Origin of the sequence: Lentisalinibacter sediminis (assembly GCF_040706615.1) — a bacterium.
Classification (GTDB): Bacteria; Pseudomonadota; Gammaproteobacteria; order Steroidobacterales; family Woeseiaceae; genus Lentisalinibacter; species Lentisalinibacter sediminis.
In genome coordinates this window covers 396,220-415,419 of the sequence record NZ_JAPDRF010000002.1, presented here as the reverse complement: position 1 = coordinate 415,419, position 19,200 = coordinate 396,220, and the positions used below count along the sequence as shown (strand labels likewise).

Below are 19,200 nucleotides of genomic sequence, written 5' to 3'. Positions count from 1 at the left end.
CGGCATACCCGGTCATGGTAGCAGTGCCGCCACCTGCATCCGAAGCCCGCAGCGCCACGAAACACTCCCCTGCACGCCGGAAGGGCGTGGAGGAGGTCGGTCGGCTCGATCGTCGTATCGAATTTGTCGTATCTGTTGAGAGGGCGGCGCAGGACATGAGGATAGCGGTCATCGGTGCGGGCGTGTCCGGGCTGGTCGCGGCACGCGGACTCGCCGCCGAGCACGAGGTGGTGGTGTTCGAGGCATCGGACCGGCCCGGCGGGCATACCCACACGGTCGACGTGGAGGCGCCCGAGGGCACGCTCGCGATCGACACCGGGTTCATCGTCTACAACGAGCGCAATTATCCGGAGTTCGTGAAACTGCTGGCCGAACTGGGCGTGGACAGCCAGCCCACCGCCATGAGCTTCAGCGTGCAGTGCGAGCGCAGCGGTCTCGAATACTGCGGCAGCTCCATGAACGGGATCTTCGCCCAGCGCCGCAACCTGCTGCGCCCGGGCTTCTATCGGATGCTGCGTGACATCCTGCGCTTCAACGAGGAGGGCACGGCGCTCGCCCGCTCGTCCGCGCCCCAGGGTGAGGAGCTGACCGTCGGCGAGTACCTGGAGTACAACGGCTACTCGGCCGCGTTCCGTGAACAGTACCTGCTGCCGATGGCAGCGGCCATCTGGTCCGCCTCGCCGGACCGGGTGGGCGACTTCCCCCTCACCTATCTGGCCCGGTTCTTCGATCACCACGGCCTCATGCAGCTGTCGGACCGCCCGAGCTGGCGGGTCATACGGGGCGGCTCGCGGCAGTACCTGGAACCCCTGATGCGGTCGTACGCCGGCAGCGTCCGGCTCGCCACGCCGGTGCAGAGCGTTGCCCGGGACCGCGACGGCGTCACGGTGACGCCGCAGGGGGCAGCACCCGAGCGATTCGATTACGCCGTGCTCGCCTGCCACAGTGATCAGGCGCTGGCCATGCTTGCTGACCCCAGCGACGCGGAGCGGGAGGTGCTGGGCGCCATCGGCTACCAGCCGAACGAGGCCGTGCTGCACACCGACGACCGTCTGCTGCCGCGCCGGCGCCGGGCGTGGGCGGCGTGGAACTACCACCGGCCCCGTCAGCCGCAGCGCCGCGTCGCGGTAACCTACAGTATGAACATCCTCCAGTCCCTGCCGACGGAGACCCAGTATCTGGTGACGCTGAACCGCAGCGGCGACATCGATCCGGCGAAGATAATCCGCCGCATCGATTACGATCATCCGGTCTACGACGTCCCCTCCGTCGAGGCACGGGGACGTCGGCGGGCTATCAGCGGCGTCAACCGCACCGCCTACTGCGGCGCCTATTGGGGTTTCGGGTTCCACGAGGACGGCGTGCAGAGCGCGCTGGCGGCGGTCGAGGACGTTCGCGGCAGCCGCCGGGAGCAGATGAGCGATGCAGAGCTGTATCTATCGCGGGTGGGTTAGGCACCGGCGCTTCGGCGTGCCGGAGCACGACTTCCGCTACCGCCTGTTCATGGTGTTCCTGGATCTGCAGGAGCTGGACCGGCTGCGCGGCCGTCTGCTGCTCTGGTCGGCACGCCGCTATGCACCCGTGCGATTCCGCCGGGCCGATCATCTCGGCGATCCGTCGCGTCCCCTGGACGACTGCGTGCGCGAGCTCGTCGCCTCGCGCACGGGCCGCCGGCCCGCGGGGCGTATCTTCCTGCTGTCCCATCTCGCCTACTTCGGCCATTCCTTCAATCCGGTCAGCATCTATTACTGCATGGGCGAGGGGGGCGACGAGATGGAGGCGGTCGTCCTCGAGGTAAACAACACGCCCTGGGGCGAGCAGCACTGCTACGTGCTGGCCGGCGATTCCCTGCGCCCCGTCGCCGGCGGCCGCCGCGCCGGGTTCGACAAGGACTTCCACGTCTCCCCGTTTCTGCCGATGGACATGCGCTACCAGTGCTATTTCTCGCGGCCGGGCGAGATGCTGTCCGTGGCCATGAACGATTTCCAGAACGGCGAGTTGCGCCTGCAGGCCTCGATGGTGCTGCGCCGCCGGCCGCTCACCGGCCGCGAGCTGGCACTGGCCCTGTTGCGCTATCCTTTCATAACGCTGAAGGTCGTGGCGGGCATCCACTGGCAGGCGCTGCGCCTGTGGCTGAAGCGGGCCCGCTACATCCCGCACCCGGAAAAACCCCTGTAGGAGGGCCTTCAGGCCCGATATTCGAAAAACCGTCATACACCCATGAGACATCACGACATCGCCATCGCCGCCAAAGACCGCCGGGAACGTAAGTTGCCGTGGAGCGATTCGCTGGCCCGCCGCGGCCTGCTCGGCCGCCTGAACAGCGTCCGGCGCGGCCGGATGGTCCTGCGTGAAGGCGGGCGGGAGCACCGTTTCGGTGCGCCGACCGACGATTGCCCCCTGGACGTCACCGTGGACATCGTGGATCCGCGCGCCTGGGCGGAGATCGCGCTGGGCGGCGCGCTCGGTGCCGGCGAGGCCTACATGCGCGGCTGGTGGAAGGCCGACGATCTGACCGGCGTGGTCAGGCTGTTCCTCGTGAACCGGGACGTGCTGGAGAGCATGGACAGCGGGGCTGCCCGACTGCTGCACCCGGTGTTCCGGCTGGCGCACCGGCTGAACCGGAACACCCGCAGCGGCAGCCGCCGCAACATCCAGGCCCACTACGACCTGGGCGACGACCTGTTCCGCCTGTTCCTGGACGACACCATGATGTACTCGGCGGCGGTCTTCGACGAGGAGCACACCACGCTGGAGCAGGCCTCGCGGAACAAGATCCGCCTGCTGTGCGAGAAACTGGATCTCGCGCCCGAACACCGGTTGCTGGAGATCGGCAGTGGCTGGGGCGCGCTGGCCGTGCATGCGGCCAAGGAGTACGGCTGCCGGGTCACCACGGTCACGCTCTCGGACAACCAGCTGGCCGCGGTGAGGCGCCGCGCGGAAGCAGAGGGTGTCGCCGACCGGGTCGACGTGCGGCTCTGCGACTACCGGGACCTCGACGGCACCTGGGACCGGATCGTCTCCGTCGAGATGCTGGAGGCGGTCGGCCACGAGTACTTCACCACCTATTTCCGCAAGGTGGACGACTTGCTCGCCGACGACGGGCTGATGGTGCTGCAGACGATTACCATTGCCGACCAGAACTACGAGCACGCGCGCCGTTCGGTCGATTTCATCAAGCGCTACATCTTCCCCGGCGGCGGTCTGCCCTCCGTCACGGCCATGCTCGACATCATGACCCGGGCGACGTCGCTCCGGCTCTGCGACCTGCAGGAGATCGGCTTCGACTACGCCCGCACGCTGGCCGAATGGCGCCGGCGCTTCATGGCGAACCTGCCCGCCGTGCGCGAACTCGGCTATTCCGACGTGTTCATCCGCATGTGGGAGTACTACCTCTGCTATTGTGAAGGCGGCTTCCGTGAGCGCGCCATCGGCGACGTCCAGATGGTGCTCGGCAAGCCCGGCAATCGCAGCCCGCTCGGCGGTTACCGCCCGTGACGCGGCGCCGGAATCCCGAGCAGAGGAATCGATGGCGATGAGGAAACAGCGCATCGTTATCGTCGGCGCGGGGTTCGCGGGACTGGCCGCCGCCACCGCGATTTCCCGGCGCTACGCCGTGACCGTGGTGGACCCGAGCGCTGCGTTCGAGTGGACACCGAACATCCACGAGATCCTCTCCGGCACGAAGAGCCGCCGCGACGTCCTGCTGGACAGCCGCGCGCTGGTGGAGAACGCCGGCCACCGCTTCCTGGAGGACGCGGTGGAGCGGCTGGACGTCGGCGCCCGGCGGGTGCATACCGCGACGGGCGCGGCACTGGAATACGACGCCTGCCTTCTCGCCCCGGGCGGGGCAAGGGCGCACGGCGGCATAGCCGGCGCCGCGCAGCATGCCGTCGACTTCCGTCACGCCGGCGATGCCGCACTCATCGAGGCGCGGCTGACGGCGATCGCCGGGCGTGGCGGCGCCTCGTCGGCGTCGGTGGTGATCATCGGCGGCGGTGTCTCGGGCATCGAGGCCCTCGGCGAGATACTGCGCAGCCACCGGCAGCAGGAGGGGCTGACCGTCCATGTGGTCGAGTGCGAGCCGGAGCTACTGCCCGGACTGCCGGCGGCGCTGGCCGCAGACATCCGCGCGCGCTGTGCCGGCTTGCCGGTGCGCTGGCACACCGGCGAGGCCGTCTCCCGCCTGACCGCGAAAACCGTCGTCCTGGCCTCCGGCGAGCGCCTGCCGGCGGATCTCGCCATCTGGTCGGCAGGCCTGACGCCGCCGCCCTTCCTGGCGGAGTCGGGACTGATCCCCGGCGGGCGCGCCGGGGTGAACTGGGTGCCGGTGCGTGACACGCTGCAGAGCGAGGCGTCACCGGCGCTGTTCGTGGCGGGCGACTGTGCCGGTCTGCCCGAGCCGCTGCGCAAGCAGGCCTACCACGCCCTGGACATGGGGGCGTACGCCGCGTGGAACCTGCAGCATTTCCTGCGCAGCCGGCCGCTCAAGGCCTTCCGGCCGTCGCACAAACCGCTGCTGATTTCGCTCGGTGATCTGGATACCTATCTGGTGGCCGGCGGGACGGTGCTGGCGAGCCCGCTGCTGGCGGCCGCCAAGGAAGGGGTCTACCAGTTCTACATGACCAGTCTCTCCCTCGGCCTCCCCGCGCCCCGCCTCGCGGCCGGGCTGGTCTCCCGCGCGAGCAACGCCCTGCGCAAACAGGTGTTGCCAGAAGCGTTCTCGTGTGCAAGTCTAGCTCGGGTCCGGGGGAGCCGCATCGTCAGCGCCGCCGACTAGCACCTGGCGCTCCGGCGTCATATAGGTGAAATCCGTCAGTGACCTGCGCCGCATACGGACGGGCGGTCGCTGGGGGGGGTGCTACGCTCAGTCGGACACGCTGCGCGGGGATAGCTCGCAGCGGCAGCACAACAAGCTGATAAGATTCGATGAGGGGTCCTATGAACAGAATAACTGTGCCGGCGCTGCTGGCGCTGGTCTGGTTCGCGCTCGCGCTACCGGCACCTGCCTCGGCAGCCGAGTTCACGATCGGGGACATCGAGGGGAGCTTCAATTCCGAAATCTCCATCGGTGCGAGCTGGCGGATCGACGAGATCGATCCGAGTCTGGTGACGCCGGGCAACTTCCCGGGCGGAACTGCCTCGAGTAACACCGCGGACGACGGTAACCTGAACTTCGAGGACGGCGATATCTACTCGCTGATCCTGAAGGGCGTGCACGACCTCGAGTTCCGCTACCAGAACATGGGCGTGTTCCTGCGCGGCAAGTACTGGTACGACCACGAGCTGGAGAACGGCTCGCGCCCGCACGGCAACCTGCTGAACCAGTACGTGCCCGGCCAGGAGCTGAACGACTCGGACTTCAATGACTTCGCGAAGTCTTCGGGCATCGAGCTGCTGGACGCCTTCTTCTATGCCGATCTGACCATCTTCGACACCATGCCGCTGGACTTCCGCATCGGCCGCCAGGTGCTGTCGTGGGGCGAGAGCACGTTCATCCAGAACGGCATCAACGCGATCAACCCCGTCGACGTCTCGGCGTTCCGCCGCCCCGGGGCGGAGATCAAGGAAGGCCTGCTGCCCGTCAGCATGGTGTCGTTCAACGTGGGCGTCAGCCAGGCGCTGAGCGTCGAGGCCTTCTACCAGCTCGAGTGGGAGCGCACGGTCATCGACGGCTGCGGCACCTACTTCTCGCAGACCGATCCGGCCGCGCAGGGGTGCAACGGCGTTACGCTCCGCGCCGATTTCCCGGACCGGGTGAATTATCAGCAGGGCCTGTTCATCACCCGCACCGAAGACGACATCCCGGATGACGCCGGTCAGTGGGGCGTCGGCTTCCGCTACTTCGCCGAGAACCTGAACTTCAGCGAGTTCGGCCTGTACTACATCAACATCCACAGCCGCACGCCTTATTTCAGCGGCGTCGTATCCGCCAACCCGACCCTGCCCGACGGCAGCCTCGGCCCGCCGGACGGCAGCCCGGACTTCGAGCCGTTCATCCCGGGCGACCCCTTCGGCGGCAATCCGCAGTACACGATCGACTATCCGGAGGATATCCAGATCTTCGGCGCGACATTCGCGACCAACGTCGCCGGCTTTGCGCTCTCCGGCGAGGTGAGCTACCGGCCGGACTTCCCGGTGCAGCTCAACACGGTGGATCTGCTGCAGGCCGCCGTGGGTCTCGCGCCCTGGAGTCCCGTGACGCCGCGCGTGCTCGCGACGCCGCCGGGCGAGACGGCGCAGGGCTATGACGACTTCGATGTGATGCAGTGGCAGTTCACGGTGGTCAAGTTCTTCGAGCAGGTGCTGGGCGCCAACCGCATGTCCGTCGTGGCCGAGGTCGGCGGCAACCGGGTCAGCTCGCTGCCGGACCCCGTTTCCTCCACACGCTACGGCCGCTCGCCCATCTATGGCACCGGTGAATTCGAGCCCATTCCGCTCGCGAGTCTCGGCCTGCCGCTGCCCGGCGTACTGGCCTGCGACCAGCCGTTCTTCCCGCCGCCGCCGCTGCAGGGGGTCGTGGACCCGATCGTCCCGAATATCACGCCGTCAAACTGCAAGAGCGACGGCTACGTGACAGATACCAGCTGGGGCTACCGTGTCCGCGGCTCGCTCACCTACAACGATGCGATCGCCGGCATCAACCTGACGCCGAACATCGCCTGGGCCCACGACGTGGACGGCTACTCGCCGACACCGAACTTCAATGAAGGCTCCAAGGCGCTGAGCGTGGGCGTCAACGCCGAGTATCTGAACAAGTACACGGCGTCGTTATCCTACACGGACTTCAGCGGTGGTGATTACAACACGCAGAAGGACCGGGATTTCGTCTCCGTGAGCTTCGGCATCATTTTCTGATATCTTGAATTAACGAATGCAATGGTGAAACGAATGCGCAGATCAGCAATCTCCATGGTGTCGGCCGCGGCTTGCCTGCTCGCCGGAACTGCCGTGGCGGGCGTCTCGCCCGAGGAGGCCGCGCGGCTGGGTGGCCCTGAACTGACCCCGATGGGCGCCGAGCGCGCCGGCAACGAGGCCGGCACGATCCCGGAGTGGACCGGTGGTCTCACCGAGCCGCCGGCGAACTACGTCGACGGAGGTCCGTTGGTGGATCCCTTCCCCGAGGACGAACCCCTGTTCGTGATTACGGCAGAGAACTACCAGGAGTACGAGGAGAACCTGTCTCCGGGCCAGATCGCCGTCCTGAAACGCTACCCGGATACCTACCGGATGCCGGTCTACAAGAGCCGCCGGACCGCGGGTTATCCCCAGGAGGTCTATGACCAGGTCAAGGCCGGCGCCGTGGACGTCCAGCTCGTCGCCGGCGGCAACGGTCTCGAGAACCTCGCTTCCGACTTCCCGTTCCCGCTGCCTGAGAGTGGCATCGAGATCGTCTGGAATCACGTGATGCGCTACCGGGGCGGCAGCTTCAAGCGCACCTACGCCCAGATCCCGGTGCAGGCCAACGGCGCCTTCAGCCCGGTGATCTTCGAAGACCAGCTCACCTACGCGCGCTACCTGGAAGACGCACCGGCCAACCGGCTGTTCTACTACAAGCAGCGCATCGTCGCGCCGGCCCGCCTGGAGGGCGACGTGCTGCTGGTGCACGAGAACATCAACCAGGTGAAAGAGCCACGGGCGGCCTGGGTGTACAACGCCGGTCAGCGCCGGGTACGCCGGGCGCCGGACGTCGCCTACGACGGTCCCGGTACCGCCTCCGACGGTCTGCGTACCGCGGACGATCTGGACATGTATAACGGGGCGCCGGACAAGTACGACTGGAAGCTCATCGGCAAGAAGGAGCTCTACATCCCGTACAACGCCTACCGGCTGGCCGACAAGAGCCTGTCCTACGAGGACATCGTCATGCCGGGACACCTGAATCCGGAGTACCTCCGTTACGAGCTGCATCGGGTCTGGATCGTCGAAGCCACGCTGAAGGAAGGCGAGCGTCACGTCTACGCCAAGCGCGTCTTCTTCGTAGACGAGGATATGTGGCAGATCGCGGTTGCCGACCAGTACGACGGTCGCGGCGAGCTGTGGCGGGTCAAGGAGGCCCACCAGATCGTCCATTACCAGGCGCAGGTGCCCTGGGCCATCGCCACGTCGTCCTACGACCTGATCTCCGGCCGCCATCTGCCGATCGGCCTCGATAACGAGGTGGACGGTTACAGCTACGTGTGGGGCTACGAGGCGACCGAACGCGAGTACACCCCGGCGGCTCTCAGGAGGTCCGGCATCCGGTAGTCAATCGACAGCGCGGCCGTCCGCCCGGGTGAGTGCGGACGGCCGCGATTTCTGCAGAGGGGGAGTCTTTGAAGAAAGCGATTGCAGTGCTGCTGTGCCTGTGGAGCGTAGCGGGCATGGCGCAGGAGCCGTTCGCCTATCGTCCGGCGATCCCCTCGCCGGACGCCGAGCATGCCCTGCTGGTCGACCTCGACCGGGCGGGAGACCGGCTCGTCGCAGTCGGTGAGCAGGGCCACATCATTTATTCCGATGATGGCGGCAACGTGTGGCAGCATGCAGATGTACCAGTCTCCCTCATGCTGACGGCCGCCGATTTTCCGCGTGCGGACGCCGGATGGGCGGTAGGCCACGAAGGTATAGCGCTGACCAGCGCCGATCGCGGCCAGACCTGGTCTGTCGCGCTAACCGGAGAGAAGATCGCTGAGTTGCAGATCGATGCGGCGAAGGCACTCATCGACGAGGCCCGCGCGAGGCTGGAGAACGCAGCGGACGACGAGCGTGAAGACGCCCAGTGGGCCCTGGAGGAGGCCGAGTTCGCTCTCGAGGACGCCGAGCGCGCCCGGGAGGAGGGCATCACGCATCCGGCGCTGAACGTCTGGTTTCAGAACGAGCGCCGCGGCTATATCACCGGCGCCTACGGGCTGCTGCTTCGTACCGACGATGGCGGCGAGACCTGGAAGCTGCACTCTCACCGGCTGGACAATCCCAGCGGCTACCACCTCTATGACATCGGGCTCAGCGAATCCGGCGCACTGCTTATCGCCGGTGAAGCCGGCCAGCTGCACCGCTCCACAGACGACGGCGATACGTGGGAGGCGCTGGACTCGCCCTACGAGGGTTCGTTCTTCGGCGTCCTGACGACGGAGGCGGGCAGCGCGCTGATCTACGGGCTGCGCGGAAGAATCTTCCGCTCAGAGGACGACGGCGATACCTGGGCGGCTATCGACGCGCCCGGCGAGAGTACGCTGTTCGGCGGTCAGGTGTTCTCCGACGGGCGCATCGTGCTCGTCGGCGCCGCGGGCACTATTCTCGAGAGCCGTGACGACGGCAGGACCTTTTCCACCCTGCCGCTCGACAGCCGTGCCTCGCTGGCCGCCGTCGAGCGGGTGGGGAACGGCCGCATGCTCATCGCCGGTTTCGGCGGCATCCGCACGGATCTCGACACGGCTGAGGGCGTCGCACCATGACGGAAGACACAAATCAGGAGTCGCCCGGCGGCGAGGACGAAGAAGCCCGCAGTCGCCGTTTGCAGGAGCAGCTCGCACGCGAGGCGCACGTCGCACCCCTGCTGTTTTCCAATCGCCCCATCATCCTGCTGATCTTCGCGGCCGTGACGGCGTTCCTCACCTTCCAGGCGAGTCAGCTGCGTCCGGATGCGAGCTTCGAGAAGATGATTCCGGTCTCGCATCCCTATATCGAGAACTATCTCGAGAACAAGCAGGATCTGGCATCGCTCGGCAATTTCGTGCGCATCATCGTGCAGACGACGGAAGGGGATATCTTCGATGCGGAGTTCCAGGAGACGCTGCAGGAGATCACCGACGAGGTCTTCTACATTACCGGCGTCGACCGCTCGAAGCTCGAATCGCTGTGGACTCCCAACGTACGCTGGAGCGAGGTCACCGAGGAAGGCTTCCGCGGCGGCGCGGTCATCCCGGACGACTACGACGGCTCGCCCAGAGCGCTGCAGCAACTGCGGGAAAACATAGACCGATCCGGCCAGATCGGACGGCTCGTGGCGAACAACTTCCGTTCGGCGGCGATCATCGCGCCGCTGGTGGACGTGAATCCGGAGACCGGCGAGAAGCTCGATTATTACGAGTTCTCCCAGGATCTCGAGCGCCTCGTGCGGGACAAGTACGAGTCCGACACGATCAAGATCCGCATCACCGGTTTCGCGAAGGTCGTCGGCGACCTGATCGAGGGCGCCACACTGGTGGCCTCGTTCTTCGGCATCGCCTTCCTGATTACGCTGGTTCTGCTTTACTACTACTCTCGTTGCCACTGGGCCACGATGATGCCGCTGGTCTGCTCGACCATGGCGGTGATCTGGCAACTCGGTCTGCTGAAGACCCTGGGTTACGGTCTCGACCCCTACTCCATGCTGGTTCCGTTCCTGGTCTTCGCCATCGGCATCAGCCACTCGGTCCAGATCATCAACAACGTCGCCAACCGGTTCAGCGTCGGTGCCACCGCCGAGCAGGCCGCACGCGGCACGTTCCGGGTGCTGTTCGTGCCCGGCATGGTGGCACTCGTCAGCGACGGTATCGGATTCCTCACGCTGATGGTGATCGACATTCCGGTCATCCAGGAGCTGGCGCTGACCGCTGGTATCGGTGTCGCCGTCATCATCTTCACCAACCTGTTCCTGCTGCCGGTGCTGCTGTCCTACACCGGCATCTCGAAGCACGGCGTGCGCCACCTGCAGAAGCGCCGGGAGAAGCCGCATCCCACCTGGCAGTTCTTCGGCAACTTCGTCCTGCGCGGTCGGGCTACGCTGGCGATCGGCGTCGCGATCCTGCTTGGCGGACTGGGTCTCTATTTCAGTCAGGATCTGCGCATCGGCGATCTCGATCCGGGTGCTCCCGAGTTGCGGCCGGATTCGCGTTACAATCTCGACAACGCGTTTCTCACAGAGAATTTCTCGACCGGCACCGACGTGTTCGTGGTCATGGTCGAGACTCCGACACAGCAGTGTGGGGAGTACGAGACCCTGGCGGCGATCGATCGCTTCCAGGAGGTCATGAGCGATACCCGGGGAGTGCAGTCCGTCGTCTCGCTGGTCGACGTCTCCAAGCTGGTCATCCAGGCGATGAACGAGGGCAATCCGCTCTGGCACACGCTGAGCCGCAACCAGTACATCCTGAACAACTCGCTCTCCCGGGTGCCCTCGAACCTGATGAACGTGGACTGCAGCATGGTGCCGGTGCTGCTGTTCCTGGAGGACCACAAAGCCGAGACGCTGCAGCGCGTGGTCGCCGATGCCGAGGCCTTCGCCGAGGCGAACAACAGCGACGACGTGCGTTTCGTGCTGGCCGCCGGCAACGCGGGCATCGAGGCGGCCACCAACGAGGTGATCGCCACGGCGCAATACCAGATGCTGGCACTGGTGTACGGGGTGGTCAGCTTCCTCGTGCTGCTCGCCTTCCGCTCCTGGCGCGCCGTGATATGCATCATCCTGCCGCTGGCGCTCACTTCCGTGCTGGCGCAGGCGCTGATGGCCTTCCTCGGTATCGGCGTCAAGGTAGCGACTCTGCCCGTGATCGCGCTGGGCGTCGGTATCGGCGTGGATTACGGCATCTACATCTTCAGCCGGCTCGACTCCCATCTGCGCGACGGCCTCAACCTCAAGGCTGCTTACGACCGGACGCTGCAGACGACCGGTCAGGCCGTGGCCTTCACCGGCATCACCCTCGCCGTGGGCGTCGCCACCTGGATCTTCTCTCCGATCAAGTTCCAGGCGGACATGGGTCTCATGCTGACCTTCATGTTCCTGTGGAACATGCTGGGCGCGCTCGTGCTGCTGCCGGCTCTGGCACGCTTCCTGATTGGCGCCGGGCCGGACCACGATGCCGAGCCACGGCTGTCCGGTGCCACCGGCGCGGCGAACTGAGTACCCGGGGGCCGCGGTGTGCGGCCCCTGGTTTTTGCGGATGACGTTACCTGGGCACTCGGGTAGCATTCCTGCGGAGGGCTGAACGGAATCGGTCTCCGTAAGAGCGTTTGATGGAGTACGACCATGATCGAAGAAGTCAGGAAGCAGCAGCGCGCATTGCAGGACGCCAAGAAAGAATTCCGCAAGGCGGCGGAGTCGGCGACGAAACGGCTCAGCCGGGAACGCGATCGCTTGATGCGCGAGATCAAGAAGGCCAACAAGCGCGTCGAGAAGGCCCGCAAGGACATGCAGAAAAAGGCGGAGAAGCTCGCCAAGGCCACCAGCGACAGGACGCGGAAGGAACTGAAAGAGCAGATCGATAACCTGAAAAAGACGGTCGGCGAGGCGCGGGAAGAGGCCGCCGACATGCGCAAGGATCTCAGTCTCGTGCGCGACGATCTCAATTCGGCGCGGAAACACCTCACCCATGCGCTGCGCATCGACAAGGCGATAGACCAGGTCGAAAAGCAGATCGAGAGGATGACCGGAAGGAAGAAGAAAAAGAAGAAGCCCGCAGCTAAGAAGGCGGCAAAGAAGAAGCCCGCAAAGAAGAAAGCGGCCAAGAAGACGGCCGCGAAGAAAAAGGCCTCGAAAAAGAAGACCACCCGGAAGACGGCGCGCAAGAAGACGCCCGCCAGAAAGGCATCGGCCAGAAAGACGAGCTCGAAGAAAGCGTCCGCGAAGAAGACCGCCAGCTGACCGTCATCGGCGCGGCAGCCTTCCCGTAGCCGGTGAGCCGGCGGACGGATGCCGCCGCCGCGGGTCCGTGGGCGCCCGTGAGTCGCTGATCAGGTGGTAAATCCCGGGAGAGTACGCGCTTGCCGCAATGGCTAGCAAAGACGCAAACGATTATCATTCGGCTCCGAGACAGAGAGCTGAAATGACCCTTAAAGACCTCAAGAACGGCGATCGCGTCCGGATCGCGTCGGTCGACCCCTCCGATCCGGGCGTCCAGCGCCTGATGACGCTCGGCCTCGTGGAGGGTGCGGAGCTCACCTTTATGCACCGCTCCCTCGGCGGCGACCCGCTGGAATTCCGCCTCCACGGGACGTCCATCTCGCTGCGCCAGGACCAGGCCAGGCGGTTCCGGGTGGAGCACCTGGAAGGGAACAACGTCCCAGAACAGGAATGAGCGACAACCGGGAAATCGCCGTCCCACTCTCGGCAGTGGCGATGACCCGCCGGGCGGCGGGCACCATCGCGCTGGTGGGTAATCCGAACGCGGGGAAGAGTACGGTCTTCAACCGGCTCACCGGCATGCGCCAGCACACCGGGAACTATCCCGGCGTCACCGTCGAGAAAAAATCCGGCCGTGCGTCCCTGCCCGAGGGGGAGTTCGATCTGATCGACCTGCCCGGCACCTACGGCATGAGCCCGTATTCCGCGGACGAGCGCATCGCCGTGGACGTGCTCCTCGGCCGCATGCCGGGCACACCGCCGCCGGACGCGATCCTGGCCGTAGTCGACGCGACCCAGCTCTACCAGAGCCTGTATTTCCTGCAGCAGCTGGTCGAGCTGGAACGGCCGCTGCTGGTCGCACTCACCATGACCGATATCGCGCGCCGCAACGGCACGCACATCGACGTGGAGGCGCTGTCCGCGAAGCTCGGCGGCATCCCCATCGTCCCGGTGGTAGCAACCACCGGCCGGGGTTTCGGCGAATTGAAGAGCCGCCTCGCGCAGCTGCCGGAGACGGCTCCGCCGCGGCGGATCGGCTTCTGGCCGGCGCTGCGGGAGACGGCGGAGCGCCTGAGAGAGGAGCTGGCGGACCTGCCCCCTCATGTTGGCATCATCGATATCGAGCGGGCACTGGTGGACGACGACCCGGCCACCGTGGCCTGGCGGCAGCAGAACCTGGACGAGCGCGGCCGGCAGGCGCTCGCGGGAGCCAGGCGCGAGCTGTTCGGCGAGGAGCCGCCCCGGGCCGTCGAGGCGCGGGAGCGTTACCGCTGGATCCGTGAGGCCCTGGCGGACGTCCAGCAGCAAGGCTCGGCCATCGAGCGCCAGGGCGCGCGGGTCACCGCGTGGTTCAGTCGGCCCTGGCCCGCCACCGGGCTGTTCATCCTGTCCATGGCCGTGGTCTTCCAGGCCGTGTTCGCCTGGGCGACGCCCATGATGGATCTGATCGACGCGGCCGTCAGCGGCGCCGGGAGGTTCCTGCAAGTCCGGCTGCCGGATGGCTTCCTCGCCAGCTTCCTGGTGGACGGCGTGATCGCCGGCGTAGGCAGCGTCGTGATCTTCCTGCCCCAGATCATGATTCTGTTCCTGTTCCTGATCCTCATGGAGGATACGGGCTATCTCGCGCGTGCGGCCTTCCTGGTGGATCGCGCCATGCGCAGCGTCGGGCTCTCCGGCCATTCCGTGATCCCGCTGCTCTCGGGCTTCGCGTGCGCCGTGCCTGCCATCATGGCGACTCGCGTGATACCGAATCGCCGCGACCGCATCGCCACCATCCTCGCCGCGCCGTTCATGACCTGCTCGGCCCGCCTGCCCGTCTACGCACTGCTGATCGCGGCCTTCGTTCCGGACCGCGGCGTGGGTCCCCTCAATCTGCAGGGCCTCGTGCTGTTCGGCCTGTACCTGCTCAGCATCTTCGGCGGGGTCGGCACCGCGCTGCTGCTGAAGCGATCGGCGCTGCGCGGCGAGCGTCCCACCTTCATGCTGACGCTGCCCGAGTTCCGCTATCCCAACCTGCGTACGGTGGCCATCAAGCTGCTCGACCGGGCGCGTATCTTCCTGCGCCGCGCTGGCACGGTCATATTCTCGGTGGCGGTGATCATCTGGGCGCTGGCGTATTTCCCCCGCTCGGAGACGGTGGAGCAGGCGGCCGGCGAGGCCGCCGCCCGGGCCGTCGCGGCCTACGAGGGCGAGGCGCTCGAGGAGCGGCTCAGCCAGATCGAGAACGAGGCGGCCGCCGCCCAGCTCGCCCAGAGCTGGCTCGGGCGGGCCGGCGAGACCATCGCCCCGGTCTTCCATCCGCTCGGCTGGGACTGGCGGGTCTCCGCCGCGGTGCTCGCCGGGTTCCCGGCCCGCGAGGTGGTCGTGGCGGTGCTCGGAACCATCTACGCGGTAGGCGCCGAGGCCGACGACGAACGCCTGTCGGAACGCCTGAGCGCCGCGACCTGGCCGGACGGCACCCCCGTGTTCACGCTGCCGATGGTGCTCGGTCTGCTGGTGTTCTATGCCTGGTGCCTGCAGTGTGCAGCCACGCTCGCCGTCATCCGGCGCGAGACCAATACCTGGCGCTGGCCCATCTTCGCCTGGTCCTACATGACCGCGCTGGGCTACCTCGGCGCTTTCACCGTCTACCGGGTCTTTAGCTGAAACGGCACCCGGCGGGCCGTCGGTCCTAGTTCAGTCGTACGATGACGAAATTCAGGAAGCCGGCGAAAGTCACCCAGGCGAGATAGGGGACCATCAGCAGGGAGGCTGCCAGCGAGATCCGTCTCAGGCCGACGATCAGTGCCACGATCGATAGCCACAGCAGGACGAGCTCGGCCAGCGCCCACTCCGGGCGCTTCACCTGGAAGAACATCACGCTCCAGCCCAGGTTCAGGATGGCATTCGCGCCGAACAGCGTGAGGATGCGGCGTCGGTCGGCGGCGCCGTCGGCGGCCGACCAGGCCAGCACGCCGCCGATCCCGGCCAGCACGAAGATGCTCGTCCAGACCGGTCCGAACGCGACGTCCGGCGGCTTCCAGTCCGGCTGCGCCAGGTTCTGGTACCAGGGCCCGAGGTCGGTCAGCAGCCCGCCGCCGGCGCCCATCGCCAGGACGGCGAGGGCGGCCACGACAATCGGCAGCGGGCGTACGGCTCTTGCGCTCAAGGAGAGGCGCTCACGGCGAGACGATCCCCAGCAGGTGGGCGAGGTCCTTGAAGAAGATGCGCACGTGGGCGATCGGCTTCGCGCGCACGAGACGCTTGTTCATGTACGCCTCCCAGGTGAGGCGCTGGACGTCCGGATCCTCGCAGATGCTGACGAAGCGCTCGCGCCGCTTGTCCGACGAGTACCAGAAGCGCTGCAGCAGGCCCAGCACCCAGAACACCCGCCCGTGCTCTTTCAGGAAGCGCTTGCGCGCCTTCTTCAGTGCCTTCGCCTTGCCGGTGGCGCAGAATTCCTCCACCGCCTCCGCGGCGTACTGGCCGCCGACCATCGCGTAATAGATCCCCTCGCCGGAGGCCGGTGCCACGATACCGGCGGCATCACCTGCCAGCAGAACGTCGCGGCCGTTGTCCCAGCGTTTCAGCGGCTTCAGCGGTATCGGCGCACCCTCACGCCGCACGGTCTCGCACTCGCTCATGCCGGTGGCGGCGCGCAGTTCGGCCACTGCGCCGCGCAGGGAGAAGCCCTTGTTGGCGCTGCCGACGCCCACGCTGGTGTGCTCGCCGTGGGGGAAGATCCAGGCGTAGAAGTCCGGCGACAGGTGCCCCTGGTAGTACACGTCGCAGCGCTTGCCGTCGAAGTCTCCCTGGCCCTGGGCCGGGGAACGGATGATCTCGTGATAGGCGGCCACGTAGGGGATGGCGTCGCCGCCGGGCACCATCTGGTTCGCCACCCGTGAGTTGGCGCCATCGGCGCCGATGACGGCGCGGGCACGGACCGCCCGCGGCGGCGCGTCGCGGCCGTCCTCGCGGGCACGGTAGTGCACGATCGCCGTGCCGTCGGCGTCGCGGGTGATCTCGCGGAAGGTGCCCTGGCGCCGGTCGGCGCCGGCGGCGGCCGCCCGCACGCGCAGCCATTCATCGAACTCCTCCCGATCCACCATGCCGACATAGCCGCCCTCGATGGGCATGTCGACGCCGCGGCCGGACGGGGCGACCATGCGCGCGGAGTCCACCTTGGCCACCAGCAGCGCGTCCGGTATCTCGAAGTCGCGGATCAGGCGGGGCGGGATGGCGCCGCCGCAGGGCTTGATGCGCCCCTCCCGGTCCAGCAGCAGCACCGAGCGGCCCTGGCGGGCGAGAGTGGCAGCTGCAGTGGCACCGGCGGGTCCGCCGCCGACCACGACTATTTCGAATTCTTCCATGTCGTTTCCTCTGTCATTGTCGGCCCGTCTCTGTCGCCAGCCGTACGGGACCCGTCTGTGGTGTGTCGCTGCCACGTTCGCCGGTGTGGCCGACCCGCGCCGCCAGCACGGTTGCCACGAGGAACATCACCGCCTGGCTGGCGAACACCGCGCCGTAGGCGGTAGCCGGCAGGTCCACCAGGCTGCGCATCACGTCGACGCCCATGGTGCCCAGGAAGCCGCCCGCGCCGAAGGCCACGGCCTGGGCGGCGCCCCAGAGGCCCATGCGGACCCCTTCCCGGCGCTCCCTGCCCGCTGCGACCAGCGCCATCATCGAGCCGATGGCGGCCACCGCGAAGGCGCCGTTGGCCATGCCGAGTGCGAATATGCTGCCTTTCAGCGGCCACTCGTCGGCGAAGAAGCCGCCTGCCGCCAGGGCCACCAGGGCGATGGCGGAGGCGATGCAGCCGCCGATGGTCCAGCCGCTCAGCGTGCCGAAGCGCCGGGCGCCGACGGCCACCAGGATCATGCCGACCAGCATGCCCGTGTTCTGCACGCCGGCCAGCTGGGTGGACTGGCCGGGCGTCAGGCCGAATACGGTGCCGGCGAAGGGCTCGACGATCAGCTCCTGGCCGCTGTAGGCGAGCATGGAGACGAAAACGAAGATCGAGAACCGCCGGGCCCGCGACTCGGACCAGACCTCCGCCAGCGCATGGCGAAACGGCGGTCCGGGTTCCTCGCCCGCGGCTGCGGTGCCGGTGTCCGCCGCCGCGGAAGCCGCACTGGCGTGACCCTCCACGTTGCGGATGGCGACCAGCGTCAACAGGAAAGCCGCGCCGCAGACGATACTGGTGACGGTGATCAGCCGCGGCATGGAGAAGGGGTCCAGGAAATGACCCGCCACCCCGGCCGTGACGGCGAAGCCGGCGATCATCATCAGCCAGACCGTGGTGGCCGCCGGCGCGCGTCGCTCCGGCGTGACCCGCTTCGCGAGCAGCACCAGCAGCGACGTGCCGGCTGCGCCGACGCCGACGCCGATCAGCAGGAACGCCAGCGCGGCCAGCGCCGCGCCGGCGACCGGATCCGTGGCCATCCAGGACGTGGCGCAGGATGCGGTGATGCCGCCGATGCCGAGCACGGCCATGCCGCCGATGATCCACGGCGTGCGCCGGCCACCCAGGTCCGAGCCGTAGCCGAGCCGCGGTCGGGAGACCTGCACGGCATAGTGCAGTGCCACCAACGCGCCGGGCAGCATGGCGGCGAGGCCAAGCTCGACCACCATCACCCGGTTCAGTGTCGAGGTCGTCAGCACGACGATGGCGCCGAGCGCGGTCTGCACCAGGCCGACGCGGAAGATGCCGAACCAGCCGAGCGGCTTCACGGCGCGAGCTCCAGGGCGCGCAGGCCGAAGGCGCTGATCATCATGCCCGAGACGTACAGCGTGATGCCGGTGCCGTTGTACCAGGCGGCTTTGCCGCGCGGGTCTTTCAGCAGCCGCGGCATGAGTGCGAGCTGGCTGGCCAGTACGGCGGCGACGCCGAGCGTCCAGGGTGCGAGGCCCCACCACCAGAGGAAACCGATGACCACCACCTGGGGCAGTGCCATGGTGACGCAGGCCAGGATGGCCGCGCGTTCGGGCCCGATGCGGGCCGGGATGGAGCCCACGCCCATGCGCAGGTCGCCCTCGATGGACTTGAAGTCGTTCAGCGTCATGATGCCGTGGGCGCCCGCGCTGTAGAGCGCCGCCAGCACGAACACGCGCCAGTCCGGCATGGCACCACCGATCATGACGGCCGCGCCGGTGATCCATGGCAGGCCCTCGTAGCAGGCGGCGACGGCCGTATTGCCCCACCAGCCGTTCTGCTTCAGGCGCAGCGGCGGCGCGCTGTACACCCAGGCGAGGATCAGCCCGACTACGGCGGCGGCGAGCACCCAGGTGCCGAGCGCGGCGGCCAGCGCCAGCGACAGGATCGTCCAGGCGATCGCAATGTAGAGTCCCCAGCGGCCGGGGATCCGGCCGGAAGGGATCGGCCGGTTCGGTTCGTTGATGGCGTCGACGTGGCGGTCGAACCAGTCGTTCGCCGCCTGGCTGGTCGCGCACACGAGCGGGCCGGCGAGCACGATGCCCGCGGCGATCACCAGCCAGTTGCCCGCCAGCGGCACGCCGGACGAGACGACACCGCACATGAAGGCCCACATCGGCGGGAACCAGGTGATGGGTTTCAGCAGTTCGAGTACGGCCCCCGGCGCCGGGGCCGGCGCGTGGACGCTGCCGGTAGCCTGTCCGCCCAT

15 protein-coding genes are annotated in these 19,200 nt (G+C 67.3%); 11 read left to right on the top strand and 4 right to left on the bottom strand.

Annotated elements, in window-relative coordinates; all coding sequences use genetic code 11:
- Window positions 1-155: 155 nt before the first annotated feature.
- The 11 genes from ACJMKX_RS04735 (at window position 156) to feoB (ending at window position 15,226) form a co-directional block, all read left to right on the top strand.
- Entirely contained in the window at window positions 156-1,454 is a 1,299-nt protein-coding gene (locus ACJMKX_RS04735) for an NAD(P)/FAD-dependent oxidoreductase (RefSeq protein WP_405221756.1), read from the top strand.
- Window positions 1,423-2,178 (top strand): DUF1365 domain-containing protein, encoded by a 756-nt coding sequence (locus ACJMKX_RS04730; protein ID WP_405221753.1) that lies wholly within the window; start codon window positions 1,423-1,425, stop codon window positions 2,176-2,178. Before ACJMKX_RS04735 ends, ACJMKX_RS04730 begins: the two co-directional genes overlap by 32 nt.
- A 42-nt stretch (window positions 2,179-2,220) precedes the next feature.
- A complete protein-coding gene (locus ACJMKX_RS04725; RefSeq protein ID WP_405221750.1) occupies window positions 2,221-3,498 on the top strand; it encodes a class I SAM-dependent methyltransferase in 1,278 nt (425 codons plus the stop codon).
- A 31-nt stretch (window positions 3,499-3,529) separates the two neighbouring features.
- Entirely contained in the window at window positions 3,530-4,780 is a 1,251-nt protein-coding gene (locus ACJMKX_RS04720; protein WP_405221747.1) for an NAD(P)/FAD-dependent oxidoreductase, read from the top strand.
- A 161-nt stretch (window positions 4,781-4,941) separates the two neighbouring features.
- Window positions 4,942-6,858 carry a DUF1302 domain-containing protein gene (locus tag ACJMKX_RS04715; protein ID WP_405221744.1) on the top strand — a complete coding sequence of 639 codons (1,917 nt, stop codon included), beginning with the start codon at window positions 4,942-4,944 and terminating at the stop codon, window positions 6,856-6,858.
- A gap of 33 nt (window positions 6,859-6,891) precedes the next feature.
- Window positions 6,892-8,247 carry a DUF1329 domain-containing protein gene (locus ACJMKX_RS04710; RefSeq protein ID WP_405221742.1) on the top strand — a complete coding sequence of 452 codons (1,356 nt, stop codon included), beginning with the start codon at window positions 6,892-6,894 and terminating at the stop codon, window positions 8,245-8,247.
- A gap of 68 nt (window positions 8,248-8,315) precedes the next feature.
- Window positions 8,316-9,434 carry a WD40/YVTN/BNR-like repeat-containing protein gene (locus ACJMKX_RS04705; protein WP_405221740.1) on the top strand — a complete coding sequence of 373 codons (1,119 nt, stop codon included), beginning with the start codon at window positions 8,316-8,318 and terminating at the stop codon, window positions 9,432-9,434.
- Window positions 9,431-11,860 carry an efflux RND transporter permease subunit gene (locus ACJMKX_RS04700; RefSeq protein ID WP_405221738.1) on the top strand — a complete coding sequence of 810 codons (2,430 nt, stop codon included), beginning with the start codon at window positions 9,431-9,433 and terminating at the stop codon, window positions 11,858-11,860. Before ACJMKX_RS04705 ends, ACJMKX_RS04700 begins: the two co-directional genes overlap by 4 nt.
- A gap of 126 nt (window positions 11,861-11,986) precedes the next feature.
- On the top strand, window positions 11,987-12,601 hold the full coding sequence (locus ACJMKX_RS04695) for a hypothetical protein (RefSeq protein WP_405221868.1): 615 nt from the start codon (window positions 11,987-11,989) through the stop codon (window positions 12,599-12,601).
- A gap of 181 nt (window positions 12,602-12,782) precedes the next feature.
- Window positions 12,783-13,034 (top strand): FeoA family protein, encoded by a 252-nt coding sequence (locus ACJMKX_RS04690; RefSeq protein WP_405221735.1) that lies wholly within the window; start codon window positions 12,783-12,785, stop codon window positions 13,032-13,034.
- Window positions 13,031-15,226: a ferrous iron transport protein B gene (gene feoB, locus ACJMKX_RS04685; protein ID WP_405221732.1), complete on the top strand. Its 2,196-nt coding sequence runs from the start codon at window positions 13,031-13,033 to the stop codon at window positions 15,224-15,226. The genes ACJMKX_RS04690 and feoB overlap by 4 nt, the downstream gene beginning before the upstream one ends.
- 25 nt (window positions 15,227-15,251) lie before the next feature.
- Here feoB and ACJMKX_RS04680 read toward each other — a convergent pair whose 3' ends face one another.
- The 4 genes from ACJMKX_RS04680 to chlG are packed head-to-tail and all read right to left on the bottom strand — an operon-like array spanning window position 15,252 to window position 19,200.
- Window positions 15,252-15,728, bottom strand: coding sequence for a TspO/MBR family protein (locus tag ACJMKX_RS04680; protein WP_405221729.1), 477 nt, complete (start codon window positions 15,726-15,728; stop codon window positions 15,252-15,254).
- Between the two features lie 10 nt (window positions 15,729-15,738).
- Complete coding sequence (locus ACJMKX_RS04675; RefSeq protein ID WP_405221726.1) at window positions 15,739-16,929, bottom strand: geranylgeranyl diphosphate reductase; 1,191 nt, start codon at window positions 16,927-16,929, stop codon at window positions 15,739-15,741.
- Between the two features lie 13 nt (window positions 16,930-16,942).
- Window positions 16,943-18,289: a BCD family MFS transporter gene (locus tag ACJMKX_RS04670; protein ID WP_405221723.1), complete on the bottom strand. Its 1,347-nt coding sequence runs from the start codon at window positions 18,287-18,289 to the stop codon at window positions 16,943-16,945.
- Window positions 18,286-19,200 carry a chlorophyll synthase ChlG gene (gene chlG, locus ACJMKX_RS04665; RefSeq protein WP_405221720.1) on the bottom strand — a complete coding sequence of 305 codons (915 nt, stop codon included), beginning with the start codon at window positions 19,198-19,200 and terminating at the stop codon, window positions 18,286-18,288. Before chlG ends, ACJMKX_RS04670 begins: the two co-directional genes overlap by 4 nt.

Coding starts and splice junctions, on each gene's coding strand:
- ACJMKX_RS04735 (WP_405221756.1), top strand. CDS start 156: ATGAGGATAGCGGTCATCGGTGCGGGCGTGTCCGGGCTGGTCGCGGCA.
- ACJMKX_RS04730 (WP_405221753.1), top strand. CDS start 1,423: ATGCAGAGCTGTATCTATCGCGGGTGGGTTAGGCACCGGCGCTTCGGC.
- ACJMKX_RS04725 (WP_405221750.1), top strand. CDS start 2,221: ATGAGACATCACGACATCGCCATCGCCGCCAAAGACCGCCGGGAACGT.
- ACJMKX_RS04720 (WP_405221747.1), top strand. CDS start 3,530: ATGGCGATGAGGAAACAGCGCATCGTTATCGTCGGCGCGGGGTTCGCG.
- ACJMKX_RS04715 (WP_405221744.1), top strand. CDS start 4,942: ATGAACAGAATAACTGTGCCGGCGCTGCTGGCGCTGGTCTGGTTCGCG.
- ACJMKX_RS04710 (WP_405221742.1), top strand. CDS start 6,892: ATGCGCAGATCAGCAATCTCCATGGTGTCGGCCGCGGCTTGCCTGCTC.
- ACJMKX_RS04700 (WP_405221738.1), top strand. CDS start 9,431: ATGACGGAAGACACAAATCAGGAGTCGCCCGGCGGCGAGGACGAAGAA.
- ACJMKX_RS04695 (WP_405221868.1), top strand. CDS start 11,987: ATGATCGAAGAAGTCAGGAAGCAGCAGCGCGCATTGCAGGACGCCAAG.
- ACJMKX_RS04690 (WP_405221735.1), top strand. CDS start 12,783: ATGACCCTTAAAGACCTCAAGAACGGCGATCGCGTCCGGATCGCGTCG.
- feoB (WP_405221732.1), top strand. CDS start 13,031: ATGAGCGACAACCGGGAAATCGCCGTCCCACTCTCGGCAGTGGCGATG.
- ACJMKX_RS04675 (WP_405221726.1), bottom strand. CDS start 16,929: ATGGAAGAATTCGAAATAGTCGTGGTCGGCGGCGGACCCGCCGGTGCC.
- chlG (WP_405221720.1), bottom strand. CDS start 19,200: ATGGGCGGACAGGCTACCGGCAGCGTCCACGCGCCGGCCCCGGCGCCG.